We start from the raw sequence: 24,766 nt of genomic DNA on the forward strand, positions 1-24,766 counted from the left end.
GCGAGTAACAAAGCCCGGCAAGAGACCGGGCTCGAAGCAAGGACTTCAGGGTGCGCGACCTCGAACCGAGGCGCGCGGGAGGAGACGGGAAGACATGACTGCCGAGACTGAAACGACCACACCTGGCCGTGCCCGCCGTACCTGGCGTGACGTGGATATGCGCGCCGTGGCGCCCTTTGCTGCGCTGTTGATCCTCTTGATCGTCGGCGCACTGGTGAACCCGAACTTCATCGGCCTCACCAACCTGGCCAATGTGGCAACACGCTCCGCCTTCATCGCGATCATTGCCGTCGGCGCGACCTTCGTCATCTCCTCGGGCGACCTCGACCTGTCGGTCGGTTCGATGGTGGCCTTTGTCGCCAGCCTGATGATCCTGTTCATGAATTCCGGCGCGATCGCCGATCCCGGCCTGATGATCGCGGCGGCCATGGCGCTCGCTGTGATTATCGGTTCGCTCTGCGGGCTGGCCAACGGGTTGATCACCACCGTCGGCAAGATCGAGCCTTTCATCGCCACGCTCGGCACTATGGGCATCTATCGCGGGTTGACGACCTGGCTTTCCCAGGGCGGGGCGATCACGCTGCGCGACCCGGCCCAGCAGGAAATCTATCGGCCCGTCTATTTCGGCTCGATCCTCGGTCTGCCCGTGCCTATCGTCATCATTCTGGTTGTGACCGCGATCGCCGCCTTCGTGCTCTACCGCACGCGCTATGGCCGCCATGTGGTCGCTGTCGGCTCCAATCGTGATGTCGCACGCTATTCCGGCATTGCCGTCGACCGGGTGCGCACCATCGCCTTCGTCATCCAGGGGCTTTGCGTCGCCATTGCCGTATTGCTTTACGTGCCGCGCCTCGGTTCGACCTCGGCGACGACAGGCATCCTGTGGGAGCTGCAGGCCATTACTGCAGTCGTTGTCGGTGGTACGGCGCTGAAAGGTGGGGCCGGCCGCGTCTGGGGCACGATCTGTGGCGCCTTCATCCTCGAACTCGTCGGCAACATCATGCTGCTGTCGAACTTCATCTCCGAATATCTGATCGGCGCCATCCAGGGCACGATCATCATCATCGCGATGCTCGTCCAGCGGTCGCTGGCGCGCAAGGCGTAAGGAAACGGCCGGGCAGGAGGGTCGCCCGGTTCGTTCAAACTCGACCCTCGTCACTTTGGGAGGAAACCAATGCACAAGAAACTTTTGGGAATGGCCGTCGCCATGACCGCGCTCGTGTCGATCTTCGGCGCGGCGCATGCCCAGGATGCCAAGACGATCGGAGTCTCGATCCCGGCTGCTACACATGGCTGGACATCGGGCGTCATCTATCATGCCGAGCGTATTGCCAAGCAGCTGATGGAGCGCCATCCGGGCCTCAACGTGGTCGTCAAGACCTCTGCTGATCCGTCCAGCCAGGCGAATGCCGTGCAGGATCTGGCGACGCAGGGCATCGACGCGCTCGTCATTCTGCCGACGGATCCGGATCCGCTGGTCAACGCCATCCGCCAGATCAAGGATAGCGGCAAGTTCGTCGCTCTCGTCGACCGCGCACCTTCCGTCAACGACAACACCGTCCGCGACCTCTATGTCGCCGGTAACAACCCGGCTCTCGGCGAAGTCGCCGGCAAGTATATCGCCGATACGACGCCGGATGCGGAAGTCGTGGTCATCCGCGGCATGCCGATCCCGATCGACCAGCAGCGTCAGGACGGTTTCGACAAGGGCATCGAAGGCTCGAACGTCAAGATCCTGGACCGCCAGTTCGGCAACTGGAACCGTGACGATGCCTTCAAGGTGATGCAGGACTACCTGACCAAGTATCCGAAGATCGACGTGGTCTGGTGCCAGGATGACGACATGGCTGTCGGTGTGCTCCAGGCCATCGAACAGTCCGGCCGTACCGACATTCAGTATATCATCGGTGGTGCCGGTTCGAAGGACATGATCAAGAAGGTCATGGACGGCGACAAGATGGTCCCGGTCAACGTTCTCTACCCGCCGTCGATGGTCGGTACCGCGTTGGAGATGACTGCTGCTGCCCTCTACGACAGCGTTCCGGTCCATGGCACCTATACACTGGACGCGACGTTGATCACGCCTGAAAACGCGGAAGGCTACTACTTCCCGGATTCGCCGTTCTGATCCCGGAAAGCCCAGCAATATCAGTCTGCCCGGGTTTTCCCGGGCAGATTTTTCATCGCAGTCATCATTGCGGTTGTGTCGAAAATCCATCTCCTGTAATCGTTTACGGAAACGTTGCAGGGATCTCAGGGAGGAGAATTCATGAAGACGATTAAGGGACCGGCAATCTTTCTCGGCCAGTTCGCGGGTGATGCAGCACCCTTCAATACCTGGGATGGAATTACGAAGTGGGCTGCCGAAAAGGGCTATGTCGGCGTGCAGGTTCCAACCTGGGCCGGCCAGCTGATGGACCTGAAGAAGGCAGCCGAATCCAAAGACTATTGCGACGAACTCGCCGGTGTGGCGCGCCAGAACGGCGTCGAGATCACCGAGCTTTCCACTCACCTTCAGGGCCAGCTGGTCGCGGTTCATCCGGCCTATGACGAGGCTTTCGACGGCTTTGCGGCACCCGAAGTGCGCGGCAATCCGAAGGCGCGCCAGGAATGGGCCGTCCAACAGGTCAAGTATGCGCTGAAGGCCTCGCGCAACCTCGGCATCAAGGCGCATGCGACCTTCTCGGGCGCGCTTGCCTGGCCCTACATCTATCCCTGGCCGCAGCGCCCGGCCGGTCTCGTCGAGACCGCCTTCGACGAACTGGCGCGCCGCTGGACACCGATCCTCGATTATGCGGACGAGCAGGGCGTCGATGTCTGCTACGAAATTCACCCCGGCGAAGACCTGCATGACGGCGTGACCTTCGAGATGTTCCTGGAGCGGGTGAAGAACCATCCCCGCGCCAACATGCTCTATGACCCCTCGCACTATGTGCTGCAGTGCCTCGACTATCTCGACAACATCGACATCTACAAGGACCGGATCAAGATGTTCCACGTCAAGGACGCGGAATTCAATCCGACCGGCCGGCAGGGCGTCTATGGCGGCTACCAGGGATGGGTCAACAGGGCCGGGCGCTTCCGCTCACTCGGCGACGGCCAGGTCGATTTCGGCGCGATCTTCTCGAAGATGGCCGCCAATGATTTCGACGGCTGGGCTGTTGTCGAATGGGAATGCGCGCTGAAGCATCCGGAAGACGGCGCCCGCGAAGGGGCCGATTTCGTCCGGGCGCATATCATCCGAGTGACCGAGAAGGCGTTCGACGATTTCGCCTCCGGCGGCACGGATGATGCCGCAAACCGCCGGATGCTGGGTCTCTGATGATCAGCTCTTCCTGAGGGCGGCGATGTCGCCGCTCTCGAGGTGGGGCAGGGCGCGTTCGATACGGTCGAGCTGCCAGTCCCACCAGGATAGCGCCAGCAGATCGGAGATCTCTTCATCCGTGAAGCGCATGCGAATCAACCGAGCGGGATTTCCGCCGACGATCGCATAAGGAGGGACGTCGCGGGTCACCACGGCGCGAGCGGCAATGATGGCGCCGGCCCCGATCGTGACCCCCGGCATTATCGTGGCGCCATGTCCGATCCAGACATCATGGCCAACCACGGTGTCGCGGAACGGCAGGTCCTGGTAACCGCCGATGGTTTCAGGGCTGAAGACCCGGAAGGGATAGGTCGTCACGCCAGACATGGCGTGATTGGCGGAACTGGTGATGAAGATGGCCTCGCGGGCGATTTGCACGAAGCGGCCGATCACCAGCCGTTCCTGGCTGAAGGGATAGAGATAGGGCGCGAGGATCGCTGCCGTTTCGTCCGCTTCGCCGGAATGGGTGAAATAGCTGAAGTCGCCGATCTCGATGCGGGGATGGTCGATGACAGCGGCAAGCTGGACGGTTTCGCGATAGGGTGTGCCGTCGGCGAGCGTGATGGGATAGGGTTGTCTCGGGTCGAGAAAAGGCATGGTCGAGATCCTTGCAAAAGCGGAGTTGTGGCGTCGCGTCGATCGCTGACACCGGCTCGTTTGCTTTGCCTCTGTAGAGGCGGATCTCAGATGTTCACTGTCAGGGCATCCTTCTTTACGGATGCCAGTCTAACGGATCTGGAGCGTGAACTCCAGACGCGGTTAATCGAAGGAGAAATCATCATGGCGATCGAAGCAAGCAAATCGGGCGAGCGGACACCGAAGATCCGGCTGGGCATGGTCGGCGGCGGGGCCGGTGCGTTTATCGGCGCGGTGCATCGCATGGCGGCACGGCTCGACGACCAGTATGATCTCGTCGCCGGTGCGCTGTCCTCGACGCCGGAGAAGTCGCTGGCATCGGGTCGCGAATTGGGCCTCGATCCGGAGCGATGCTACGGCTCCTACGAAGAGATGGCCGAGAAGGAAGCGGCCCGTCCCGATGGTATCGAGGCTGTCTCGATTGTCACGCCGAACCATGTGCATTTCCCGGCAGCAAAAGCTTTTCTGGAGCGCGGCATCCATGTGATCTGCGACAAGCCGCTGACCTCCAACCTGGAAGATGCCAAGGCGCTGAAGGCCGTTGCCGACAAGGCGAAGGCGCTGTTCATCCTGACGCACAATTACACCGGCTATCCGATGGTGCGGCATGCGCGCGAACTGGTGCGCTCCGGCGAACTCGGTGATCTCCGGCTGGTGCAGATGGAATATCCGCAGGATTGGCTGGCCGAGCCGATCGAGCAGACCGGCCAGAAACAGGCCGCCTGGCGCACCGATCCGAAGCAGTCGGGTGCGGGCGGCTCGACCGGCGACATCGGTACGCATGCCTACAACCTTGGCTCGTTCATCTCCGGCCTAGAGCTCGATGAGCTGGCAGCCGACGTCCATACCTTCGTCGAAGGGCGCCGTCTCGACGACAACGCGCATGTGATGCTGCGCTTCAAGGGCGGCGCCAAGGGCCTCTTGTGGTGCAGCCAGGTGGCGACCGGCAACGAGAATGGGTTGAAGGTCCGCATCTATGGCACCAAGGCCGGGATCGAATGGACGCAGGCCGATCCGAACTATCTGTGGTTTACCCGGCTTGGCGAGCCGAAGCAGCTGATCACCCGTGGTGGTGCCGGGGCGAATGCCGCAGCTGGCCGGGTGACCCGCATCCCGTCCGGCCATCCGGAAGGCTATCTCGAAGCCTTTGCCACGATCTATACGGAAGCGGCTCACGCTATCAATGCAGCGAAGGCCGGGACAGCGGTCGATGCGGCCGTGGTTTATCCGACGGTGGATGACGGCGTGAAGGGTGTGGCTTTCGTCACGGCTTGTATCGAGTCGGGCAAGAAGAATGGCGGATGGGTGAAGGTGTAAGGTTCACCTCCCCCTTGAGGGGGAGGTCGCCGCGAAGCGGCGGGTGGGGGTGAGCCTGTAAACTTGCCCCTCACCCTACCCTCTCCCCGCAGGCGGGGAGAGGGAGGAATGTGTGTCCGGCGGCGAGGCCTTCTCCCCGCTCGCGGGGAGAAGGTGCCCGCCCTTCGACAGGTTCAGGAGGCGGATGAGGGGCATGGTTTCATGAGCCATGCAGATGCTTCGTTGATCCGCCCCCTCAACCTGCCTCCGCTGTACATGGCGATCCTCTTCACGATGGGAGAGGCGGTCACGCGGGCGGTCACCCCACCCCGGAGCTTCGCTCCGCCCCTCTCCCTCACGGGCAGGGTGTGAAAGCTGCAACGTTGCAGTTTTTTGTTCCCGATGTCTTCACCGCGTCGTTCGATTGCTCTAAACCGCTTCCGACTGACCAGCGGCGGCCCTTCCGCCTCGACCCGACGAAGGACATTTCCCATGATCGATCCCAAGGCTCTCGCCTCGCGTTTTCCCGGTGACTTCCTGTTCGGTGTGGCGACCGCCTCCTTCCAGATCGAAGGGGCGTCGAAGGCCGACGGGCGCAAGCCCTCGATCTGGGATGCGTTTTCCAACATGCCGGGCCGGGTCTTCGGGCGGCATAATGGCGATGTCGCCTGCGATCATTACAATCGCTGGGAAAGCGATCTCGACCTCATCAAGGACATGGGCGTCACCGGCTATCGCTTCTCGATCGCCTGGCCGCGCGTCATTCCCGAGGGTACCGGGCCGATCAACGAGAAGGGGCTCGATTTCTACGACAACCTCGTCGATGGCTTGAAGGCGCGCGGGATCAAGGCCTATGCGACGCTCTATCATTGGGATCTGCCGCTTGCCTTGATGGGCGAGGGTGGCTGGACGGCGCGGTCCACGGCGCAGGCCTTCCAGCGCTACACCAAAGTGGTGATGGAGCGGCTGGGTGATCGTCTCGATGCCGTCGCGACCTTCAACGAGCCCTGGTGCTCGGTCTGGCTCAGCCATCTCTACGGGGTTCATGCGCCCGGCGAGCGCAACATGGATGCGGCGCTGCATGCACTGCACTACACCAATCTGGCGCATGGACTGTCCGTGCAGGCGATCCGCGAGATTGCGCCGAACGTGCCGGTCGGGCTGGTCTTGAACGCGCATGAGACGCTGCCGGGTTCGGAGAGCGCTGCAGATCTCGCTGCCGCCGAACGGGCGCATCAGTTCCACAATGGCGCCTTCTTTGATCCGGTCTTCAAGGGCGAATATCCGACCGAGCTCCTCTCGGCGCTTGGCCATCGCATGCCGAAGATCGAGGAGGGTGATCTCGCCATCATCAATCAGCCACTCGACTGGTGGGGGCTGAACTATTACACGCCGATGCGCGTCTCCGACGATCCAACCCCGGGTGCCGAATTCCCCGCCACGGTGGGTGCACCGCCGGTCTCCAAGGTGAAGACCGATATCGGCTGGGAGGTCTATGCGCCGGCGCTGAAGTCGCTCGTCGAGCGGCTCTATGCCCGCTACGAACTTCCCCCCTGCCACATCACCGAGAATGGCGCCTGCTACAACATGGAAGTCGAGGGTGGTGAGGTCGATGACCAGCCGCGGCTCGACTATTACGCCGAGCATCTCGACAAGGTCGCCGACCTGATCGCCGAGGGCTATCCGATGCAGGGCTATTTCGCCTGGTCGCTGATGGACAATTTCGAATGGGCGGAAGGCTACAAGATGCGCTTCGGTCTCGTACATGTCGACTATGACACGCAGGTCCGCACCATCAAGAAGAGCGGCAAGTGGTATCGGGATCTGGCGCTCGAATTTCCGAAGGGCAATGTTTCGGCCGACTGAAAGGGCGGGGCCTGGTGCCTCGCGCCATTCTCGATCTCATCCCAGCTTGATCAACTTGTTGCCGGTATCGACCTCGTTACGCCGGTCGAAGTCGGCGCGGGCCGTCTGGATGCGCTCATGATGGGTGAAAACCCAGCCGCCCAGCGCCCGGATCGGCTCGCCGAAGGAACGACCGAGGTCGGTCAGCGCATATTCCACCTTGGGCGGTACGGTCGGATGCACCGTGCGCTCGACGATGCCGTCTCGCTCCAGCGCCCGTAACGTCAATGTCAGCATGCGCTGGGATATGCCGACTACCGAGCGCTTCAGGTCGGAGAAGCGCTGCGGCCCGTCGCCGAGCATCATGATGACAAGAACCGTCCATTTGTCACCTAATCTGGCGAGCATTTCGCTGACGGTCTGACATTTGGACGGGTCGTAGTTGTCGCACATGGCGGGTCCTATCGTTCACTCGGTGTAACCTGGTATCAAAAATGTGCCTTCTTGCACAAAATATCCGGTTACATATCTAGGCCTGGTTACGAATTGATACCAGACCCTGCTGGTCCTGCCAACTCCAAAGGCGCCGCACGGGTCCAACCAGGATCGACACCATGTCCGCACTCATCGAAAAGCTGAACTGGCGCTACGCCACCAAAAAAATGGACCCGGCCAAGACCGTCTCCGAAGACAAGGTCGAGCGCATTCTCGAAGCGGCGCGGCTTGCTCCGACCTCCAGTGGCCTGCAGCCCTTCGAAGTCATCGTGGTCACCAACAAGGATGTGCGCGCCAAGATCCAGGAAATCGCCTGGAACCAGGCCCAGGTCACCGAGGCATCGCATCTTCTCGTCTTCGCCGCCTGGGACAATTACACGGTCGAGCGCATCAATCACATGTTCGACCTCACCAACGAAGAACGCGGCTTCACCAACGAGGGTTTCGAGAACTATCGCCAGATGCTGCTCGGCATGTATCCGGGGCGCGAGGCCGATACCAATTTCGAACATGCTGCCCGTCAGGCCTATATCGGCTTCGGCATGGCCGTCGCTGCGGCTGCATTCGAGGGTGTCGACACAACGCCGATGGAAGGCTTCGATGCTGCGAAGCTCGACGAGATTCTCGGCCTTCGGGAAAAGGGCCTCCGTTCGGTCACCCTTCTGCCGATCGGCTACCGCGCCGCCGAAGGCGACTGGCTTGCTGGCCTAAAGAAGGTGCGGCGCCCGAAAGACCAGTTCGTTTCGGTCGTCGCCTGACCAAGAACGATCCAGTGTCGGCACCTCCAGGCCGGCCGTGAGGGCTCCGGGCAACCGGGGCTTCTTTCGATTGGAGCCATTTAAGTATACTCTGATTGATCGTTATTCGGCATGTCGTTCAACATGTTAAGTCAAATTGAACACATTGTGCCGCAAGGTGGGGTTTCAGCCTTGGGTAATGTGCATGCGGCTTCACCATTTGGACAAACGGCTACGGCCTCTCGCGACCCGCCGGGTGGCAGTCGCCGCGTTGCTCGTAGTGTTCGCGACCATGGCGATGATGGTCGCCTCCATCGTGATGTCTGCCCTCGACCGTGTCGCGACCTATGCCAATCATCTAGACGAGGAACGGTCGCGCGAGACGCTTGTCGGCGCCATCCAGACATTCGAGCACCAGCTGGGCGCGACGCTGCTCGATTACACTGCCTGGGACGATGCTGCCGTCAATGCCTATGACAACCAGGACATGGCCTGGATGATCAGCAATTTCGGCGACATGACCTTCGACAGTGACCTTTTCGACGTCGCAATCGTGCTGGATGCACAAGGCCGTCCGATGATGGCCTATGCCGACGGCCAGCCGATCGACGGGGGCGCCGAGGGATATCTGACGCCGACACTCATGGGGCTCTTCGAGAGCGTGCGTTCCGGTACGAGTGGGCTCGTCCCACAGGCGCTCGGCTTCGTCAGGACCGAGAAGGGGATCGGCTCCGCCGGTGTTGCGCTCATCCGACCGAAATCCGGAGATATCGGCCAGCCGCCGGAGAAATTCGTTTATCTCTCCTTCATCCGGCATCTCTCGCCCTCGACCGTGAAGCGGATCTCGGAGGCCTATGTGCTTCCCGGCCTCAATCTCATTCCGCCATCGTCTAACAAGACATCCGTCACGATCTCCGCTCCGTCCGGCGAGCCCGTCGCCTCGCTTGCCTGGACCCCGCGTGCACCGGGTGACCAGAGCCGCGAGCAAGTCAAGCCGTTGATCACCGCGGCGCTCGTGATCATCGTCATCTACTGCCTTTTGCTCGTGGTCATCGGAAATGCCGAGATGCGGCGCGTGCGGGCAGATGAGGCCGATGCCGTCAAGCTTGCCCAAACCGATCGGCTGAGCGGGCTTCTCAATCGCGCGGGTCTCAATCAATTGCTTGAAGACGAAGTGCAGCGCGGCCGTGATGCGGGTGAAGATGTCGTCCTGCTTTATCTCGACCTCGACGGCTTCAAGGAAGTCAACGATGCCTATGGCCATGCGACGGGGGATCGACTGATCCGCGCGGTTGCCGCAGGTCTGTCGGTGCTGGTCGGTGAAAATGCCGGGCTTGCCCGCATCGGCGGCGATGAGTTCGGCATCGTTCTGACCGGCAAGGAGGCCCAATCGCGCGCATCCAAGCTCGCGGAGTCGATCCTCGCCTTCTTCGACGAGCCCGTGCTTCTCGGAGAGCGGACTGTCGTTGTGGGCTGTAGCATCGGCATCTGCGTCTCCGAAGGCGGGATCGTCGACGGTGGCGAGCTGACGCGTCGCGCCGACATGGCGATGTATTCCTCCAAGGATGGCGGGCGGGGTCGATCGACGGTCTATGACCCGCGCATGGACGAGGAGCGGGAGACCCGCAACCAGATGGAAATCGATCTGCGCGGGGCGATCGCCCGCGGCGAGATCGAGGTCGTCTACCAACCCGTCGTCGATGCGAAGACCTTTTCGCTTGTCAGTGTCGAGGCGCTGGCGCGTTGGAACCGCAAGGGACATGGCGCCGTCTCGCCAGATGTCTTCATCCCGATCGCGGAAACGAGCGGCTTGATTGATCAACTCGGCCTCTGCGTCCTGCGGCGGTCGTTGCAACAGCTGGCGCACTGGCCCGATCTGAAGCTCTCGGTCAATGTCTCTCCGGGGCAGTTCCGGGATCCTTCCTTTGTCGATCACGTCGCGTGCGTGTTCGACGAGGCCGATATCGAACCCGGCCGCGTCGTGCTGGAGATGACGGAAACCTATTTCATCCAAAGCCCGGATCGCGCACGGCTCGCGATGGAGAGGCTAAGGGCGCTCGGGCTGCGCATTGCGCTCGACGATTTCGGCGCCGGATTCTCCAGCGTCGGTTATCTGCGGCAGTTCGGGTTCGATCGGATGAAAATCGACCGGTCGCTCGTCCAGTCCTTGGATCGCGGGCACCGCGCGGTCGAAATGCTGCAGGCGACGGTTGCACTCGCGCGGTCACTCGGCATTCCGGTCACTGCTGAAGGCGTCGAGACCGAACAGCAGGCCGTCATCCTCAGGCTGGCCGGCTGCGACCAGTTGCAGGGCTATCTCTTCGGCCGCCCGCAATCGCCTGAAGAGATCGCTTCGTTAATGCTGCGGCCGATGGAATTGCGGGCCAAAGCCGCCGAGCTCGCCTTCGCCGGCAGCCGCGACGGCGCGATGCTGGTCTGACATAACAAGTGGACCTTCGGGAACCCAAGACGGGGCTCGACCCTTCTCCTTCTAGAAAAGGAGACGTCCGATGTTTACCACCGATACCTGGATCACCATCGTCTGCAGCATGATGATCAATGCCGTGATCTTCGGCGTGGGCGCTGTTTTCGTCCTGTCGATTCCGGCACTGGCTGCCGAGGCGAAGATCCTGCTGCCCTTCGTCGTCGTCGCTGCTTTCACTGCGTCGCCCTTCTTCGCCCTTGCCGTTGCGCGGCGCATGCGCCTCCGCAACTGGAGCCGTAGCGACTGGAAACGCGGTGACGTGATTTCGGGGTGATCAGTCTTTCAGCGCATGACGGCGGCGGTCAGCTGCCGATGTGCCGTACGCCGCGTTTCCTGGCGAGCGCAATCTGTAGCTGGCGCTGGCGATAGCGGTCGCGGTCGGCCTCGGTGCGGCTTCCGTAGCAATGGCTGCAGGAAACACCTTCCTCGTAATGGGGATGGGTGAGTTCCTCGGCCGTGATCGGATTACGGCAGGCGTGGCAGAGCTTGTGATTGCCCTCCTTCAGGCCATGGGTCACCGACACGCGCTCGTCGAAAACGAAGCAGGCGCCATCCCATAGGCTTTCCTCTTCCGGCACTTCTTCCAGATATTTCAGGATGCCGCCCTTGAGGTGATAGACCTCGTCGAAACCCTGTTGCTTCATGAAGGCGGTCGCCTTCTCGCAGCGGATGCCGCCGGTGCAATACATGGCGATCTTCGGCTTGTTGTGCAGGCCGGGATTGTTCTTCACCCAGTCGGGAAACTCGCGAAACGTCTTGGTGTTCGGGTCGACGGCGCCACGGAAGATGCCGATCGCCGTCTCGTAATCGTTTCGGGTGTCGATGACGATCGTATCGGGGTCCGCGATCAGCTCGTTCCAGTCTTTCGGGGCGACATAGGTGCCGACGATCTCGTTGGGGTCGATATCCTCGACGCCCATGGTCACGATTTCCTTCTTCAGCCGCACCTTCATGCGCAGGAACGGCATCTTGGATGCACGGCTTTCCTTGTGCTGCAGCGCCTTGAATTCGGGCTGGCTGCGGAGGAAGGCCAGAACCTTTGCGATCCCGGCGTCGGTGCCGGCAATCGTGCCGTTGATGCCCTCATGAGCGATGAGCAGCGTGCCCTTGACCCCTTCTGCCTTGCAGAGCGCCTCAAGCGGCTCCTGGAAGCTCTCGAAACGCGGAAACTTGGCAAAGTGATAGAGGGCGGCGACGCAAAAGGCGCCGCTTGTCTCGGGGCGGGGGGCTGTCGTGTGTTCTGTCATGGCCTGCGAAATACCGCCTCGGCCCCTGCGGTGCAACGGATTTCCGCTATTTGGGTCAAGTTTGAAAATCGTCAAGTGAGGTGAGGGTTGTGGGTGATGGCTGGCATGAATCGGTCGGGCATCTAGGTCGCCGCTCGCATCCACAATGCCTCGACGATGCCGGCCTCGTGTTTCGCGGGGTCGGCGAAAACCCGGTCGGCGAGATCCAGGGCCTCGCGGCGCAGATCCATCTGGCGGCGGATGATGATGGCGAGAAGGAAGGACTGGCCTTCGCCATCGCCGAAGGTCTCGGGTTCGTGGTCGAGCAGGGTGGTAAGCACGGTGAGGTCGTGCTCGTGGCCAAGCAGATCGACCAGGGTCTTCGCTTCGGTGCGCTTTGCGCCAAAGGCGCTCGGCCAAAGGTCGCGCAAGAGCGAGAGGTTCATCCAATAGGCCTGGGCGGCCTTGCGAAGGTCGTGGAAGGCCTCGCCATGGCTTTCGCCCTTGCAGGTTTCGAGCGCCTCATGGGCCTCGTCGAGGCCCTTGCGCCAGCCTTTGGCCATGAGGCGGGCGGCGTGACCCGTCTTGGATGGGAGAGAGAGACTTTCGAGCGCCTTGATCGCGGCACGGCATTCTGCGACCACCGTAGCGACCTTGGTCTCGAGATCGCTTTCGGTCTCGGCGATTTCGTCGCGGCGCAGGGCCAGAACTTCGCGGGCTGCAGCGAGCGTCTCGGCCTCGTCGTCGGTCAGGGCATGGACTGAGAGATGTTCGACCGTTTCGATCAAGGCCGTGGCGTCGCGGATGCGCGACAGGCTGCGGCCGGCATCGCGCAGTCGCGCATTCTCCGCACGACGGAACGGCTTGTCGCCACTCGCGATCAGCCGATAAAGATTGCGCAGGCGCTTGAATTTCTTGCGGGCCGCGTGGATTGCCTCGTGCAGGCCTTCCGGTTGCGCCTCCAGCGTCTCGATCGCCTTTTCCAGTTCCCGACGCGCAACGGTTTGCACCTCGGCGAGAAGCGGGCGGTCCGGCCTAATGCGATATGGCATGCACCAGCTCCGGCCGCATGCGCTCGGTGGCGAGGACCTGGTTGGAATAACGCTTGTCGCCGGTCACCTCACGGCCGAGCCATGCCGGCAGGGCCGGGGCATCGTCTTCCGAGGCCATCTCGACCTCGGCGGTGATGAGACCGCGATAGACACCCTCGAAGACGTCGATCTCCCAGGTGAAGCCTTCGAAGTTCACCGTGTAGCGGGTCTTCTCGATCACGTTGCCGATCGAAAAGGCAAGCATTTCCAAGGCATCGTCGTGAGAAATAGGATACTCGAATTCATCCCGGGTGAGCATGCCCTTGCCGAATTTGATGGTCAGCTGGGCCGTCTCGTCATTGCGGGTGCGGACGCGCACCGAGCGATCCGTCTCTGCCGCGATATAGGCCTGCCGGATTCGGGTTTCGGAAGTGACGGCGCTTTTCCAGCCATCGGTCCGGACGAGAAACTTGCGCTCGATTTCCTTCGCCATACGCTCACGCTCCGAAATATTACGCCGCCGAACCATAGCGGAGGCGAGGGTGTTAGGAAACCCGAAAGATTCCATGTTACCTGTCGGGCTCGACATCGAAGCGGACGCGCGTTAGTGAATTCCCGATCTAATCGTTTTAAAAGAGGGTCCTGCCATGAGCGACAAAACCGTAAAGCTCCTCTCCACACTGAAGCTTCAGCCGGTCGTTCCGGTCCTGATCATCGAGGATGCCAAGACGGCCGTGCCTCTGGCGCGCGCTCTTGTCGCAGGCGGCCTGAAGGCAATCGAGATCACGCTGCGCACGGAAGCCGCGCTCGAAGCCGTGCGCCTCGTGGCTCAGGAAGTCGAAGGTGCCGTGGTCGGCGCCGGCACCATCCTCAACGCTGCGCATTATGCCGCAGCCGTCGATGCCGGCTCGCAGTTCATCGTCAGCCCCGGAACGACCCAGGAACTGCTCGATGTCGCCCGCCAGTCCGACATTCCGCTTCTGCCCGGTGCGGCGACCGCTTCTGAAGTGATGGCGCTGCGCGAAGAGGGCTACAAGGTTCTGAAGTTCTTTCCCGCCGAACAGGCCGGGGGCGCCGCCTATCTCAAGGCGCTGTCCTCGCCGCTCGCTGGTACGCTGTTCTGCCCGACCGGCGGTATCTCGCTGAAGAACGCCATGGACTATCTGTCGCTGCCGAACGTGGTCTGCGTCGGCGGCTCCTGGGTCGCGCCGAAGGAACTGGTCTCGGCCGGCGACTGGGCAGGCATTACCAAGCTCGCCAGCGAAGCCTCGGCGCTCAAGGGCTGACATTCACGTCAGCTTCATCGTCACGCTCTTTGTAAAGTCGAAGTCGCTTCCTATCTAGGGAGCGACAGAGACAACAAGGAGACCGCGATGTTCGACGCCAAGAAGCTGCTGGATCAATTCCTGGGATCGCAGATGCCGGGAGCATCAGGCTCAGTCGGCCAGAAGGGGAACGATCTCCTGGGTATGGCCAAGGCCAATCCCTGGAAGAGTGGTGCGCTTGCTGCCGTGCTTCTCGGCACGAAGACCGGACGCTCGCTCGGCGGCAATGCCCTGAAGCTCGGTGGTCTCGCCGTCATCGCCGGTCTCGGCTACCAGGCCTACAAGAATTACCAGGCCGGTCAAAAACCCGAGCCGACCCAGGCACTTCCCGAACTCCTGCCGCCGCCGACGGATTCGCCTTTCAGCACCGAGCCCCAGGCCGTCTCCAACGACTTCGCCTTGTCGCTGGTGCGTGCAATGATCGCAGCTGCCAAGGCCGACGGTCATATCGATGCGAGCGAGCGTTCGCGGATCATGGACAAGGTGCATCTGTCCGGCCTGGGCGCAGAGGCGGAAGCCTTTATCGAGGCCGAGCTCGCCAAGCCCATCGACCTCGACGCACTCGTCGCTTCGGCCAAGACCGAGGAGCAGAAGGTCGAGATCTATACGGCGTCGCGCCTGACCATCGAGCCGGATACCCGCACCGAACGCGGTTATCTCGACATGCTCGCCGGCCGTCTCGGACTTCCCGATGCCCTGGTCGACCATATCGAAGCGACGGTCGCTTCTGCCAAGATCAGTCTCTGATAGCGGTTGGCTGCGGCATCCGGTCCGGCCGGGTGCCTTCTGCGGCGGTTGCCTTTGACGCCTGCGTGACTTAAGCCTCGGGCGATCAATCCGCCCGAGGCTTTTCCATGCGTGACCTGTCCACCTTCAAGGGATGTCCTGCTCCCCAGCCCGTGCGGCTGGAAGGGCGCTTCGTCGTGGTCGAACCCTATGACCGCGCTGTTCATCTCGAAGCCCTGTGGGAGGGCCTGGGTGGCCATGAGGTCAATCCGCTACTGACCTATTTCACCCAGCCGGACTTCAAGGGGATCGAGGATTTCGATACCTGGCTGACCGCCGTCCAGAAGGGCGGATGGGTCACGGAAGTGTTTCGGGACAAGGCGACCGGCAAGGTCGTCGGCATGGCCAACTATATGCGGCCGGACCCGGCAAACGGCGTGGTCGAGGTCGGTGGCGTGGCCCATGGTCCCGCGATGAGCCGTTCGCCGCTCGCGACCGAGGCGCATTATCTGCTCGCCCGCCATGTCTTCGAGGATCTCGGCTATCGCCGCTACGAGTGGAAGTGCCACAACGAGAATGAGCCGAGCAAGGTGACGGCGAAGCGCTACGGATTCAGCTTCGAGGGCGTCTTCCGCCAGCATATGCTGTCCAAGGGTAAGAACCGTGACACCGCCTGGTTCTCGATGATCGACGGCGAATGGCCACTCATCCGGGCTGCCTTCGAGGCCTGGCTCGATCCTCACAATTTCGACGATGCCGGACGCCAGGAGCGTCGGCTGGAAGAGCTGCGCGCCGAGATCGCAGCCTCCGCGACCTGATAGGAAATGACACCGTGAAGCCGAACATCTTCAGCATCATCCTCAATGTCGGCACGGCCGTGGTTGTCGCAGCACTCGCCTATGGGAGTTACAAGAGCGCGACCATCGCCTGGTCGGTCGGCATCTGCTTGGCGATCGGTCTCGTGGTCTACGCCTTCCGCTTTCTGCCGGAGCCAAAGAAGGTTGCCCGGAAAGACGGTGCTGCTCCTTCCTCCCGCTCCCAGACAAGACAGGCTGCAGTTGTCGTTGCCGTCATCTTCGGACTGATGCTCGTAGTACCGACCGTCGTGCTTTGGCTCGGCCGCTATTCGCCGGAGCTCGGCGCCCTTGTGGGTGGCATTGCTCTGATGGCGATCTTCCTGATCCTCTGGCTCCGTTCGCGCTATCAGCGCAGCCATGAGGCCGACGAGAGCTGATCGGCTCAGGCGGTCAGACTTGCGGCCAACAGCAGCGCACCGAGCAAGATCACCAGCAGTGCTGCTCCCACTTCTATCGCGCTTGCGACGAGGCCTGCCCGACGGGAGCCGGGGCCGGAGAGCCTGAGAGCCACGCTCTTGGCGCCAACGGCAAGGCTTGCGAGCACTGAGACTGTGATCGCCGTGCCGAGCGCCATGGCGAGCACCGAAAGGATGCCGCCGAGCAGCAGGCCGTTCAGCAGCGAGAACGTCATGACGAGGAGCGCACCGGAGCAGGGGCGCATGCCGACCGCAATCACCGCCGACCAGGCATCCCGCAGGCTGAATGTGCTGCCGCCGACAAGGCTCGGATCCGGCACATGGGCGATCCCGCATTCATGGCAGACGGAGCCCGGCGCCAGTGCATCATGGTCATGGGCGACCGCCATGGCGCGGAAGCGGGAGCCTGTCATTTCGCGCGTGCTTGTGGATTCCACTGGATCGGCGAAGAGCGAGGCGGTCACGCTGCCGGTGGTCGAGGCTTCAGTGCTTCCGAACAGGGCTCCGGTCGTGCCCACCGGCATCGCACTGGCGAACGAGGCTTTCAGTTTGCGCACCAGCAGCCAGATGCCGAAGGCGACGATCATCGCGTAGCTTGCGATCTCAAGGGTCTGCGTCGCATCGGTCATGCTGATCGAAGTGCCGCGCAGCAGCATGTAGGTCACGCCGACCACGGCGATGGCGACGAACGCCTGGAGGAAGGCCGAGACGAAGGAGACGAGAATGCCGCGGCGCAGCTCGATCTCGTTGGCGAGCAGGTAGGACGAGATGACCGCCTTGCCATGTCCGGGGCCTGCTGCATGGAAGACACCATAGGCAAAGGAGAGGCCGACCAGGGTGACAAGGCTCCAGGGATCCTCGCGCATGGCTTTCAGCGCGTTCGTCAACGAGCGGTAGAAGGCCTGTTGATGGGTGTTGATCCAGATCAGCAGTTCGGCGAAAGGGCCGCTCGTCGGTTGATAGCTCGGCTCGGCCGTACCGATCCCGAGCGGCGAAGCGGCATGGGCGAGGCCGGCGACGAGGAGGCAGGCGAGAGCGGCGACGGCTAAGCGTGCGAGGGACTGACGCCCGGCAATCCTCAGCATGTCACCTCCAGACGCGTAGCGAAGAGCTTGCCCATGTCGGTGCCGGCCGGATCGTTGAAGAAGGCTTCCGTCAGGTTCGATTGGTTCTGGGCGATCACCTGGTCTGGATCGGGGCGCACGACCTTGTGGGTGCAGGCCTCGAAGGGCTTGCCTTCCACCACTAGGTCCTCATCCTTGGCGAAGTCGATCGCGGTATAGAGCGTCGGGTCGTAGACGCCAATGGTCATGCGTCCGCCGATCTTCATCGGCGTCTTGGGCTTGGCAACGAAGAAGACCAGAAGCTGGTTGTCCTTGAAGTCGACGTTGAAGATTTCGGGCTTGGCGACGTCGCTCGAAGCGCCATCCTTGGTGATGAATGTGAAGTAGCTGTAGTCGCCGAGTGAATCGCGGATCGTGTTGGCGATCTCGCTCAATTCGCCGTGGTCGAGCTTCAGGTCGCTGTTCTTGTCGAAATCCATGAGGACGCTGGAGGAGAAGATGTCATCGAAGCGCCAGACATTGCGCAGTTCCTTCAGCATGCCGTCGTCCGTCGCGACGATCTCCACGCGTGCCTCGGCAAAAATGTGCGGATGGGAAAGGGCCGGCGATGCAAACGCCATGACCGCTCCGGCCGCGCAATAACCGAGGCTCTTCCGCATGCTTCAAATACCCTTCCCGAATTCCAGCTTGTGCCCTCTCCCTGTCCGATGAATGGGACAAAAGTGGGACCCTGTGCTGCCTCTATCGCTTAGGAATAGCGCTTGAACCATGCGTGAAGGTAGTCGACGAAGGCGCGGACCTTGGCCGGCAGATAGCGGCGATGGGGATAGACAGCATAGATGCCGCGATCCTTGGCAATGAAGTCGTCGAACAGGGAGACGAGTTCACCTGAAGCCAGGTAGGGGCGGGCGATGAAATCCGGGATCATCGCAACGCCCATGCCGGCGCGCGCCGCCCGGAGCGTCGCCAGGGGACTGTTCACCTCGATCGGGCCGGTCACGCTGACCGAGATCATGTCGCCATTGGTGTCTACGAAGCGCAGGCTGTTGTGCGAGCGCGAGTTTGTGTCGATGAGGAAGGGTATCCTCGACAGTTCGCTCGGATGGGTCAGCGGGCCATTCTCGGCAATGAAGGCGGGTGTCGCGCAGGCATAAACCCGAAAGTCGGAGAGCTTGCGCGCGATCATGCCGGAATCGTCGAGCTTAGTGATTCGGATGCCAAGGTCGAAACCTTCCTCGATCAAGTCGACGAATCGGTCTTCCGCGACGATCTCAAGCGAGATCTGCGGATTTTCTTTGGCGAAATCGATGAGCGATTGGCCGACATCCGCGTCGATGAAGGTGCGTGGAACTGTGACTTTCAGCTTGCCCTTGAGGTCGGCATTGTTCTCGCGCACGAGATCGGCGAGGTTGTCGATCTCCTTCAGAATGTCGGCTGCTGTACGAAAGTAAGTGTGTCCGGCCTCGGTCAGAGAGAATTGGCGCGTCGTGCGGTTGAGCAGAAGCGCCCCGAGCTCATCCTCCAACTCTCTGACATATTTGGATAAAAGCGCCTTGGAGCGGCCAGTCTTGCGGGCGGCGGCGGAAAAGCCTTCGGCTTCGACCACATCGATGAAGGCACGTATCCGAGTGAGCGTGTCCATCTCTATCCCCCCACATCTGTCGCTATTTGTGAACGTATGGAGGAAATTGTTCAAAGAAAAGTGTCCTGGGCGGCGAAATTAACCAGGGGCGAAAATTCCTCTTGATTATGACGGTTACATTTCTTATCTCCAGTCCAGCCCAAAGTCGCACGTGCCCGTGTGTGTCCGCCGACCCTCGAACTGGGATTTATCCCTAAGGTGAGGTTATCGGTAAGGTACCTGGAACTAACCCCTCCAGTCGCTATTCCGGCCAACCGGAAAATGCGAGGACATACGAAGCAACGACGGTGCGGGCCTTTCTAGTCTCTTCCGGCTTTCCATCAGCCGGAGTTACTTCAGAGGCACACCATCATTGCCGGAAGTGCGGTAGGGTCTCCCTCCAATCCATGGCAGACAAAGCGGATTTATGTACTCATTTTCGAGTGCGTTGATCCATCGTTTCGCGCGTCGAGCGTTCGTACGGTACCGGTGTCTCCACCGACTGGTTTCGAGCGATGTCTCGCCGTCCTTTGTCCATCCGAAGCTTGGCAGCTTCGGACATTCTTGGAATTTGGAAGGGTTAGACCGATGACCACTGCACGCATCCTCGACTTCATCAACACCCGACGTCCCGAAGGTCCCTGCCTCGTGGTCGACCTCGACGTCGTGCGCGACAATTTCGGTGCCTTCCGTCATGCCCTGCCGGACAGCGCCATCTACTACGCAGTCAAGGCGAACCCGGCGCCGGAGATCCTCCAGCTCCTGGCCTCGCTCGGCTCGAACTTCGACTGCGCTTCCGTTGCTGAAATCCAGATGGCGCTCGATGCCGGTGCGGATGCCTCGCGCATCTCCTTCGGCAACACCATCAAGAAGGAACGCGACATCGCCCGTGCCTTCGCGCTCGGTGTGAACCTCTACGCCGTCGACAGCCATGAGGAAGTCGAGAAGATTTCCCGTGCCGCTCCCGGCGCCCGTGTGTTCTGCCGCGTCCTGACAGACGGCGAAGGCGCCGAATGGCCGCTTTCCCGCAAGTTCGGCTGCGTGCCGCAGATGGCCGTCGACGTTCTCGTCTACGCACATCAGCTCGGTCTCGAATCCTTCGGCGTCTCGTTCCATGTGGGTTCGCAGATGACCAAGGTCGATGCTTGGGATGGCGCCCTTGCTGATGCGAAGCGCGTGTTCAACTCGCTCGCCAAGCAGGGCATCGTCCTGAAGATGGTCAACATGGGTGGTGGTTTCCCGACCAAGTACCTGCGCGACATCCCGTCCGCAGAGGCTTATGGTCAGGCGATCAATGCGTCGCTGAAGAAGCACTTCGGCAACAACATCCCGCAGACCATCATCGAGCCGGGCCGCGGCATGGTCGGCAATGCCGGCGTGATCAAGGCGGAAGTCGTTCTGATCTCGAAGAAGTCTGATAATGACGAGCATCGCTGGGTGTTCCTCGACATCGGCAAGTTCGGCGGTCTCGCCGAAACCATGGACGAAGCGATCCGTTACCCGATCCGCACCGCCCATGACGCTGACGCGATGGAGCCCTGCGTTCTCGCCGGTCCGACCTGCGATTCGGCCGACGTGATGTACGAGAAGAACATGTATCCGTTGCCGATCTCGCTTTCGATCGGCGACGAAGTTCTGATCGAGGGTACCGGCGCCTACACCACCACCTATTCGGCGGTGGCGTTCAACGGCTTCGACCCGCTGAAGTCTTACGTCATCTGACGTCTCCCGCGCCGGCCAACCGGCGCGGACCCTCACAATTATCGTCATCGCTTGGGATGGGAGGCCAGAATGGCCGCTGTTCTGGACAGCATGCGCGCGCTTTTCGCGCCGGCGCCTGCATTTGTCATCGATCATGAAACGCCGGCCGACGTGGTCGCGCGCGAAGCGCTGCTTGACCGCACCATGGGCCGCGACCGCCGCAAAAAGTCGTCGGAGAAGATCCGCCGCGGTCGCATTCCTGCCGAAGGGCTGGCATTCGTCGCCCGTGATGCCGCCGGCCATGTCATCGGCACCGTGCGCCTGTGGAACGTCGAAGCTGGGATCTGCCGTGAGGGCAGGGCGATCGATGCCCTGCTACTCGGTCCGCTTGCCGTCGACTGCGCCCATGAAGGCAAGGGGATCGGGGCTGCACTGATGCGGGCCGTTCTTCTCGAAGCGCGCAAGCGCGGGCACGGCGCTGTTCTGCTCGTCGGCGATGCCGCGTACTATGAGCGTTTCGGCTTCTTTGCCGACAAGACGCAGCATCTGGTGATGCCGGGTCCGTTTGCGCGTGACCGCTTCCTGGCGCTGGAACTCGTGCATGGCTGGCTTGAAGGAGCCGCCGGCATGGTGGTCGCGTCCGGGCGCAAGCTGTCGCAGCCGATGGTCTCGCGCCGCGCAGCATGATCGAAGGCTCCCGGATGCTCGCTGAAGGGCCCGGCCGCGATTCGTCGCGCCGGGCCCTTACCTTTTTGCTTTGGTGTGCAGGCGGTTTGCCGGCCCCGCCTTTGCCAATCGTCACCTCTGGCTGTGTCGCCTCGGCCACAGGCGCCCCCTATCGCTTCTGATCACAATTCGGTCCTGTTGAGACTGGAGAGCGGAGCCGATGGCAGCCGCCTTTATCTTTTTCAATCTGCGCCAGGGCATGAAGCCCGGAAAGTCTCGGTTCTTCGAAGGTTGAGAACGCCGGGTCTGCCGCCACGCGGGGCGCTCATCCTGTCGGTGTGGCAGGTTTCACACGGCGATCACGGGTTCCTGACACAGTTGATCTTTTTTCGGCCACATCAAGGAACCATTTTCCTGTTCGAAGCTTCCTGCTGCGGGGTCCGGCGCGAAAAATTTCGCACGGGCGGGAACAAAAGCGCCGGTTGGGTTTAGATGGTTATGTTGTATAATCATCACATACTTTAACCAGAGATGGCGTTATAAGTGGCCTTGTAACACAGGAGTTAAAAATATGATGAAGAGCATCCTTCTCGGATCTGCCGCCGCTCTGGCGATTTCGACCTCGGCTTTTGCGGCTGACGCAATCTACGAAGCTCCGGCTGAACCGCCGATCGCTGTCGAAACCGTGCCGCAGTTTTCCTGGGCAGGTGGCTATGCAGGTATCCTCACTGGCTACGGCTGGGGTGACGGCGAAGTCGCTGGTTTCGACGAGAGCTTCGACGGCGCACGCTTCGGCGGTTTCGCAGGTTACAACTGGGATCTCGGCAACCAGCTGGTCGTCGGTGTCGAAGGTGACCTGAACTACGACTGGAACGAAGAAACCATTGCTGGCGCCGACTATGAAACCGGCCTGAACTGGTCCGCTCGTGCCCGCGTTGGTTACGCCATGGACCGCGCGCTGCTCTTCGCAGCTGGTGGTTACACCGGTACCAATGTTGAAGGCCCGCTCGGCGACGACACGCTGCATGGCTGGACCATCGGTGGTGGCGTCGACTACGCCTTGACCGACCGCATGTTCACTCGCGTCGAATATCGTTACAACGACTTCGGCAATGGCAACGTTGGCGGCACAGACGTCGATTTCAGCCAGCACACGGTCAATGTCGGCCTCGCCGTCAAGTTCTGATCTAATTCATCAGACATGAAAAAGCCCGGCTTCCTTACGGAGGCCGGGCTTTTTTGTCTTCGCTCTGAAGGCTCAGGCGGCGCGATGGTTGATCTGGCGTGCCCCGCTGTCGCGGATTTCGGCCCGGCGATTCAACTGGAAATGATTGACCAGCGTCGTGAGTTGGACGGCGCCTTCCGCCAGAGTATGACTGATCGCGGTCGTTTCCTCGACCATGGCGGCGTTCTGCTGGGTCATCTGGTCTATGCTGTTGATGGCAGCGCTGATCTCCTGCAGTCCGAGTGCCTGTTCGCGGGCGGCTGTGGCGATTGCATCGACATTGGTGTCGATCCGGCTGACAAAATCGCCGATCTGATCGAGCGCGTTGCCGGTTTCGCCGACGAGTTGAACCCCCGATGAGACCTCGACGCTGGACTTCTGGATCAGACCCTTGATGTCGCGAGCGGCATTCGCAGAGCGCTGGGCGAGTTCGCGGACTTCCTGGGCGACGACAGCAAAGCCCTTGCCGGCGTCACCGGCACGCGCTGCTTCGACGCCGGCATTGAGCGCCAGCAGGTTCGTCTGGAACGCGATCTCGTCTATGACCCCGATGATCTGGCCGATTTCGGACGAGGCCGATTCGATGCGTTCCATGGCGGAGACTGCGGAGCGAACGACTTCACCGGAAGAGACGGCACAGTTCTTGGCGTCGCGCACCAGTTCTCGCGTGTCGCTGGTCCGCTGGGCGGAGGCGCGGACCGTTGCGGTCACCTGTTCGAGGGCCGCCGAGGTTTCCTCTAGAGCGGCTGCCTGCTGCTCCGTGCGGGTCGCAAGATTGCCGGAGGCTTGGCGCATTTCCTGGCTGTTCTCCAGAAGTCTGCGCGTTTCCTCCAGAACCCGCTCCAGCGTCGCCTGGAAGGTGGCGATGGAGTGGTTGAAGTCCTGACGTAGAGGCTCGAAGCGCGGTTCGAAGGCTTCGTCCAGTGTCATGCGAATATTGCACTCGGCCAGGCGGTGCAGGCCGGCACCGAGCGCTTCGATGACGAAACGCAGAGCTTCGGCTTCGATCATCCGGTCCTTGTCGCGCAGGCTGCGTTCGTGATCGACTTCGGCGCGCGCGGCTTCCGTTTCCGCCTGTAGGCGCTGGTTCTCGAGGCCTGCCTGTCGGAAAACTTCGACTGCCGCTGCGATGTGACCGATTTCGTCGCGGCGATTGGCATAGGGAACCGCTGAGGTAAAGTCGCCGGCTGCCATGTTGGTCATGAAACCGGTGATTTCACCGAGCGGCTTCAGGGCGCGGCGGTGGATGAAGTAGACGCTGCCCAGGGCGGTGCCAAGCAGCAGGAGGCCAAGCGTGAAGACGATGGTTTCGCGGCTCGCCGATTCCGCTGCGGCATAGGCCTCGCGGCCGACGAGGTAGTCGGTCGCCATCGTCACCAACTCGTTGACCGAGACTTCGTGTTCGTGAAACTCGACCTTCAGCTTGGCGAGCGCCGGGGTGATAGCGCTGGCATCGCGGGCGGAAAGAGCGGGGCGAACTTCGTTCTGCAGGGTGCTCCAGAAGAGGTCGCCCTTTGCGATGACTTCGTCATAGAGCTTTGCGCGAAGATTGTCGGGAAGGGTCGAGGTTTTCCAGTATTCGCGACGCTCGTCGTAGAGCTTCTTCAACAGGTCGAAGCGAGGCACGTTGACTGCCGCGGTTTCGGGATGGATGAAAACTTCATTGGCGAGCGCGTAGGATTCGATCAGGTAGAGCGGTGGAGGCAGGATGTCCGCGATCAGGTCCTTGCCGTCGACGATCTGCTTGTAGATCGGACCGTTGACTTTCAGTGTCTGCAGCGTCTGAGCGCCGACGCCTGCGACGGCCACTATGCCGGCGGCCAGGGCAAGACCTGCCGCGGTCACCACGATTTTCAGGTTCAGGTTCATGTTGCGTCCGTTCGCAAGTCCGTCCGCCGAGCAGGCGCATGAAGATGCGCCCTCGGCCGGGTTGCCGTGGTTGAAGAAAACTGAAGAGGATTCGTTGGTAAACTTTCAGTCCAGACGAGACGCGGCTGTTCTGTCTCTCGCTCGCCTCCCCGAAAAATAGGGAGGGAATTACTACCACATG

The 24,766-nt window shown here is 61.5% G+C and carries 24 protein-coding genes; 15 read left to right on the forward strand and 9 right to left on the reverse strand.

Features of this window, described 5'->3' with window-relative positions:
- Positions 1–94: 94 nt before the first annotated feature.
- The 3 genes from E9677_RS07660 to E9677_RS07670 all read left to right on the forward strand — a co-directional run bounded on the left by E9677_RS07660 (position 95) and on the right by E9677_RS07670 (position 3,322).
- On the forward strand, positions 95–1,105 hold the full coding sequence (locus E9677_RS07660) for an ABC transporter permease (RefSeq protein ID WP_136557510.1): 1,011 nt from the start codon (positions 95–97) through the stop codon (positions 1,103–1,105).
- Positions 1,106–1,174: 69 nt separating this feature from the next.
- On the forward strand, positions 1,175–2,128 hold the full coding sequence (locus tag E9677_RS07665) for a substrate-binding domain-containing protein (RefSeq protein WP_136557511.1): 954 nt from the start codon (positions 1,175–1,177) through the stop codon (positions 2,126–2,128).
- 141 nt (positions 2,129–2,269) lie between these two features.
- Positions 2,270–3,322 (forward strand): sugar phosphate isomerase/epimerase family protein, encoded by a 1,053-nt coding sequence (locus tag E9677_RS07670; protein ID WP_136557512.1) that lies wholly within the window; start codon positions 2,270–2,272, stop codon positions 3,320–3,322.
- A 3-nt stretch (positions 3,323–3,325) separates the two neighbouring features.
- Here E9677_RS07670 and E9677_RS07675 read toward each other — a convergent pair whose 3' ends face one another.
- A complete protein-coding gene (locus E9677_RS07675) occupies positions 3,326–3,961 on the reverse strand; it encodes a CatB-related O-acetyltransferase (protein ID WP_136557513.1) in 636 nt (211 codons plus the stop codon).
- Between the two features lie 183 nt (positions 3,962–4,144).
- On the opposite strand from E9677_RS07675, the gene E9677_RS07680 reads away from it, so the two are divergent.
- Positions 4,145–5,317 carry a Gfo/Idh/MocA family protein gene (locus E9677_RS07680; protein WP_136557514.1) on the forward strand — a complete coding sequence of 391 codons (1,173 nt, stop codon included), beginning with the start codon at positions 4,145–4,147 and terminating at the stop codon, positions 5,315–5,317.
- Positions 5,318–5,788: 471 nt separating this feature from the next.
- A complete protein-coding gene (locus E9677_RS07685; protein ID WP_136557515.1) occupies positions 5,789–7,162 on the forward strand; it encodes a GH1 family beta-glucosidase in 1,374 nt (457 codons plus the stop codon).
- A gap of 36 nt (positions 7,163–7,198) precedes the next feature.
- Here E9677_RS07685 and E9677_RS07690 read toward each other — a convergent pair whose 3' ends face one another.
- Positions 7,199–7,594 carry a winged helix-turn-helix transcriptional regulator gene (locus E9677_RS07690; protein WP_136557516.1) on the reverse strand — a complete coding sequence of 132 codons (396 nt, stop codon included), beginning with the start codon at positions 7,592–7,594 and terminating at the stop codon, positions 7,199–7,201.
- A gap of 161 nt (positions 7,595–7,755) precedes the next feature.
- Between E9677_RS07690 and E9677_RS07695 the strand changes: the two genes are divergently transcribed.
- From E9677_RS07695 to E9677_RS07705, 3 genes are all read left to right on the forward strand, one after another.
- A complete protein-coding gene (locus tag E9677_RS07695; protein ID WP_136557517.1) occupies positions 7,756–8,394 on the forward strand; it encodes an NAD(P)H-dependent oxidoreductase in 639 nt (212 codons plus the stop codon).
- A gap of 184 nt (positions 8,395–8,578) precedes the next feature.
- On the forward strand, positions 8,579–10,813 hold the full coding sequence (locus E9677_RS07700) for a bifunctional diguanylate cyclase/phosphodiesterase (protein WP_136557518.1): 2,235 nt from the start codon (positions 8,579–8,581) through the stop codon (positions 10,811–10,813).
- Between the two features lie 70 nt (positions 10,814–10,883).
- Entirely contained in the window at positions 10,884–11,132 is a 249-nt protein-coding gene (locus tag E9677_RS07705; RefSeq protein WP_136557519.1) for a hypothetical protein, read from the forward strand.
- Positions 11,133–11,160: 28 nt separating this feature from the next.
- Here the strand turns inward: E9677_RS07705 and trhO are convergent, their stop codons facing one another.
- The 3 genes from trhO to E9677_RS07720 form a co-directional block, all read right to left on the reverse strand.
- The gene (gene trhO / locus E9677_RS07710; protein ID WP_136557520.1) at positions 11,161–12,105 is read right to left on the reverse strand and encodes an oxygen-dependent tRNA uridine(34) hydroxylase TrhO; all 945 of its coding nucleotides are present in this window, start codon (positions 12,103–12,105) and stop codon (positions 11,161–11,163) included.
- Between the two features lie 122 nt (positions 12,106–12,227).
- Positions 12,228–13,136, reverse strand: a complete 909-nt coding sequence (locus E9677_RS07715; RefSeq protein WP_136557521.1) for a CHAD domain-containing protein — start codon at positions 13,134–13,136, stop codon at positions 12,228–12,230.
- Positions 13,120–13,608 (reverse strand): CYTH domain-containing protein, encoded by a 489-nt coding sequence (locus tag E9677_RS07720; RefSeq protein WP_136557522.1) that lies wholly within the window; start codon positions 13,606–13,608, stop codon positions 13,120–13,122. The genes E9677_RS07715 and E9677_RS07720 overlap by 17 nt, the downstream gene beginning before the upstream one ends.
- 154 nt (positions 13,609–13,762) lie before the next feature.
- Here E9677_RS07720 and E9677_RS07725 point away from each other — a divergent pair, with 154 nt between their 5' ends.
- The 4 genes from E9677_RS07725 to E9677_RS07740 all read left to right on the forward strand — a co-directional run bounded on the left by E9677_RS07725 (position 13,763) and on the right by E9677_RS07740 (position 16,400).
- Complete coding sequence (locus tag E9677_RS07725) at positions 13,763–14,401, forward strand: 2-dehydro-3-deoxy-phosphogluconate aldolase (protein ID WP_136557523.1); 639 nt, start codon at positions 13,763–13,765, stop codon at positions 14,399–14,401.
- Between the two features lie 87 nt (positions 14,402–14,488).
- Positions 14,489–15,187, forward strand: a complete 699-nt coding sequence (locus tag E9677_RS07730; RefSeq protein ID WP_136557524.1) for a tellurite resistance TerB family protein — start codon at positions 14,489–14,491, stop codon at positions 15,185–15,187.
- Between the two features lie 107 nt (positions 15,188–15,294).
- A complete protein-coding gene (locus tag E9677_RS07735) occupies positions 15,295–15,984 on the forward strand; it encodes a GNAT family N-acetyltransferase (RefSeq protein WP_136557525.1) in 690 nt (229 codons plus the stop codon).
- Between the two features lie 14 nt (positions 15,985–15,998).
- A complete protein-coding gene (locus E9677_RS07740) occupies positions 15,999–16,400 on the forward strand; it encodes a hypothetical protein (protein ID WP_136557526.1) in 402 nt (133 codons plus the stop codon).
- Between the two features lie 5 nt (positions 16,401–16,405).
- On the opposite strand, the gene E9677_RS07745 is transcribed toward E9677_RS07740, so the two are convergent.
- The 3 genes from E9677_RS07745 to E9677_RS07755 form a co-directional block, all read right to left on the reverse strand.
- On the reverse strand, positions 16,406–17,524 hold the full coding sequence (locus E9677_RS07745; RefSeq protein WP_136557527.1) for a nickel/cobalt transporter: 1,119 nt from the start codon (positions 17,522–17,524) through the stop codon (positions 16,406–16,408).
- Positions 17,518–18,162, reverse strand: a complete 645-nt coding sequence (locus E9677_RS07750) for a DUF1007 family protein (protein WP_408014698.1) — start codon at positions 18,160–18,162, stop codon at positions 17,518–17,520. Before E9677_RS07750 ends, E9677_RS07745 begins: the two co-directional genes overlap by 7 nt.
- 89 nt (positions 18,163–18,251) lie before the next feature.
- Complete coding sequence (locus tag E9677_RS07755) at positions 18,252–19,145, reverse strand: LysR family transcriptional regulator (protein ID WP_136557529.1); 894 nt, start codon at positions 19,143–19,145, stop codon at positions 18,252–18,254.
- A 567-nt stretch (positions 19,146–19,712) separates the two neighbouring features.
- Between E9677_RS07755 and odc2 the strand changes: the two genes are divergently transcribed.
- The 3 genes from odc2 to E9677_RS07770 all read left to right on the forward strand — a co-directional run bounded on the left by odc2 (position 19,713) and on the right by E9677_RS07770 (position 22,677).
- Entirely contained in the window at positions 19,713–20,846 is a 1,134-nt protein-coding gene (gene odc2 / locus E9677_RS07760) for an ornithine/lysine decarboxylase (protein ID WP_136557530.1), read from the forward strand.
- Positions 20,847–20,915: 69 nt separating this feature from the next.
- Positions 20,916–21,512 carry a GNAT family N-acetyltransferase gene (locus tag E9677_RS07765; RefSeq protein ID WP_136557531.1) on the forward strand — a complete coding sequence of 199 codons (597 nt, stop codon included), beginning with the start codon at positions 20,916–20,918 and terminating at the stop codon, positions 21,510–21,512.
- A 550-nt stretch (positions 21,513–22,062) separates the two neighbouring features.
- On the forward strand, positions 22,063–22,677 hold the full coding sequence (locus E9677_RS07770; RefSeq protein ID WP_136557532.1) for an outer membrane protein: 615 nt from the start codon (positions 22,063–22,065) through the stop codon (positions 22,675–22,677).
- A gap of 72 nt (positions 22,678–22,749) precedes the next feature.
- Here the strand turns inward: E9677_RS07770 and E9677_RS07775 are convergent, their stop codons facing one another.
- Entirely contained in the window at positions 22,750–24,585 is a 1,836-nt protein-coding gene (locus E9677_RS07775) for a methyl-accepting chemotaxis protein (RefSeq protein ID WP_136557533.1), read from the reverse strand.
- Between the last annotated feature and the right edge of the window lie 181 nt (positions 24,586–24,766).

Source organism: Peteryoungia rhizophila (assembly GCF_004912145.1).
GTDB classification, from domain to species: Bacteria; Pseudomonadota; Alphaproteobacteria; order Rhizobiales; family Rhizobiaceae; genus Allorhizobium; species Allorhizobium rhizophilum.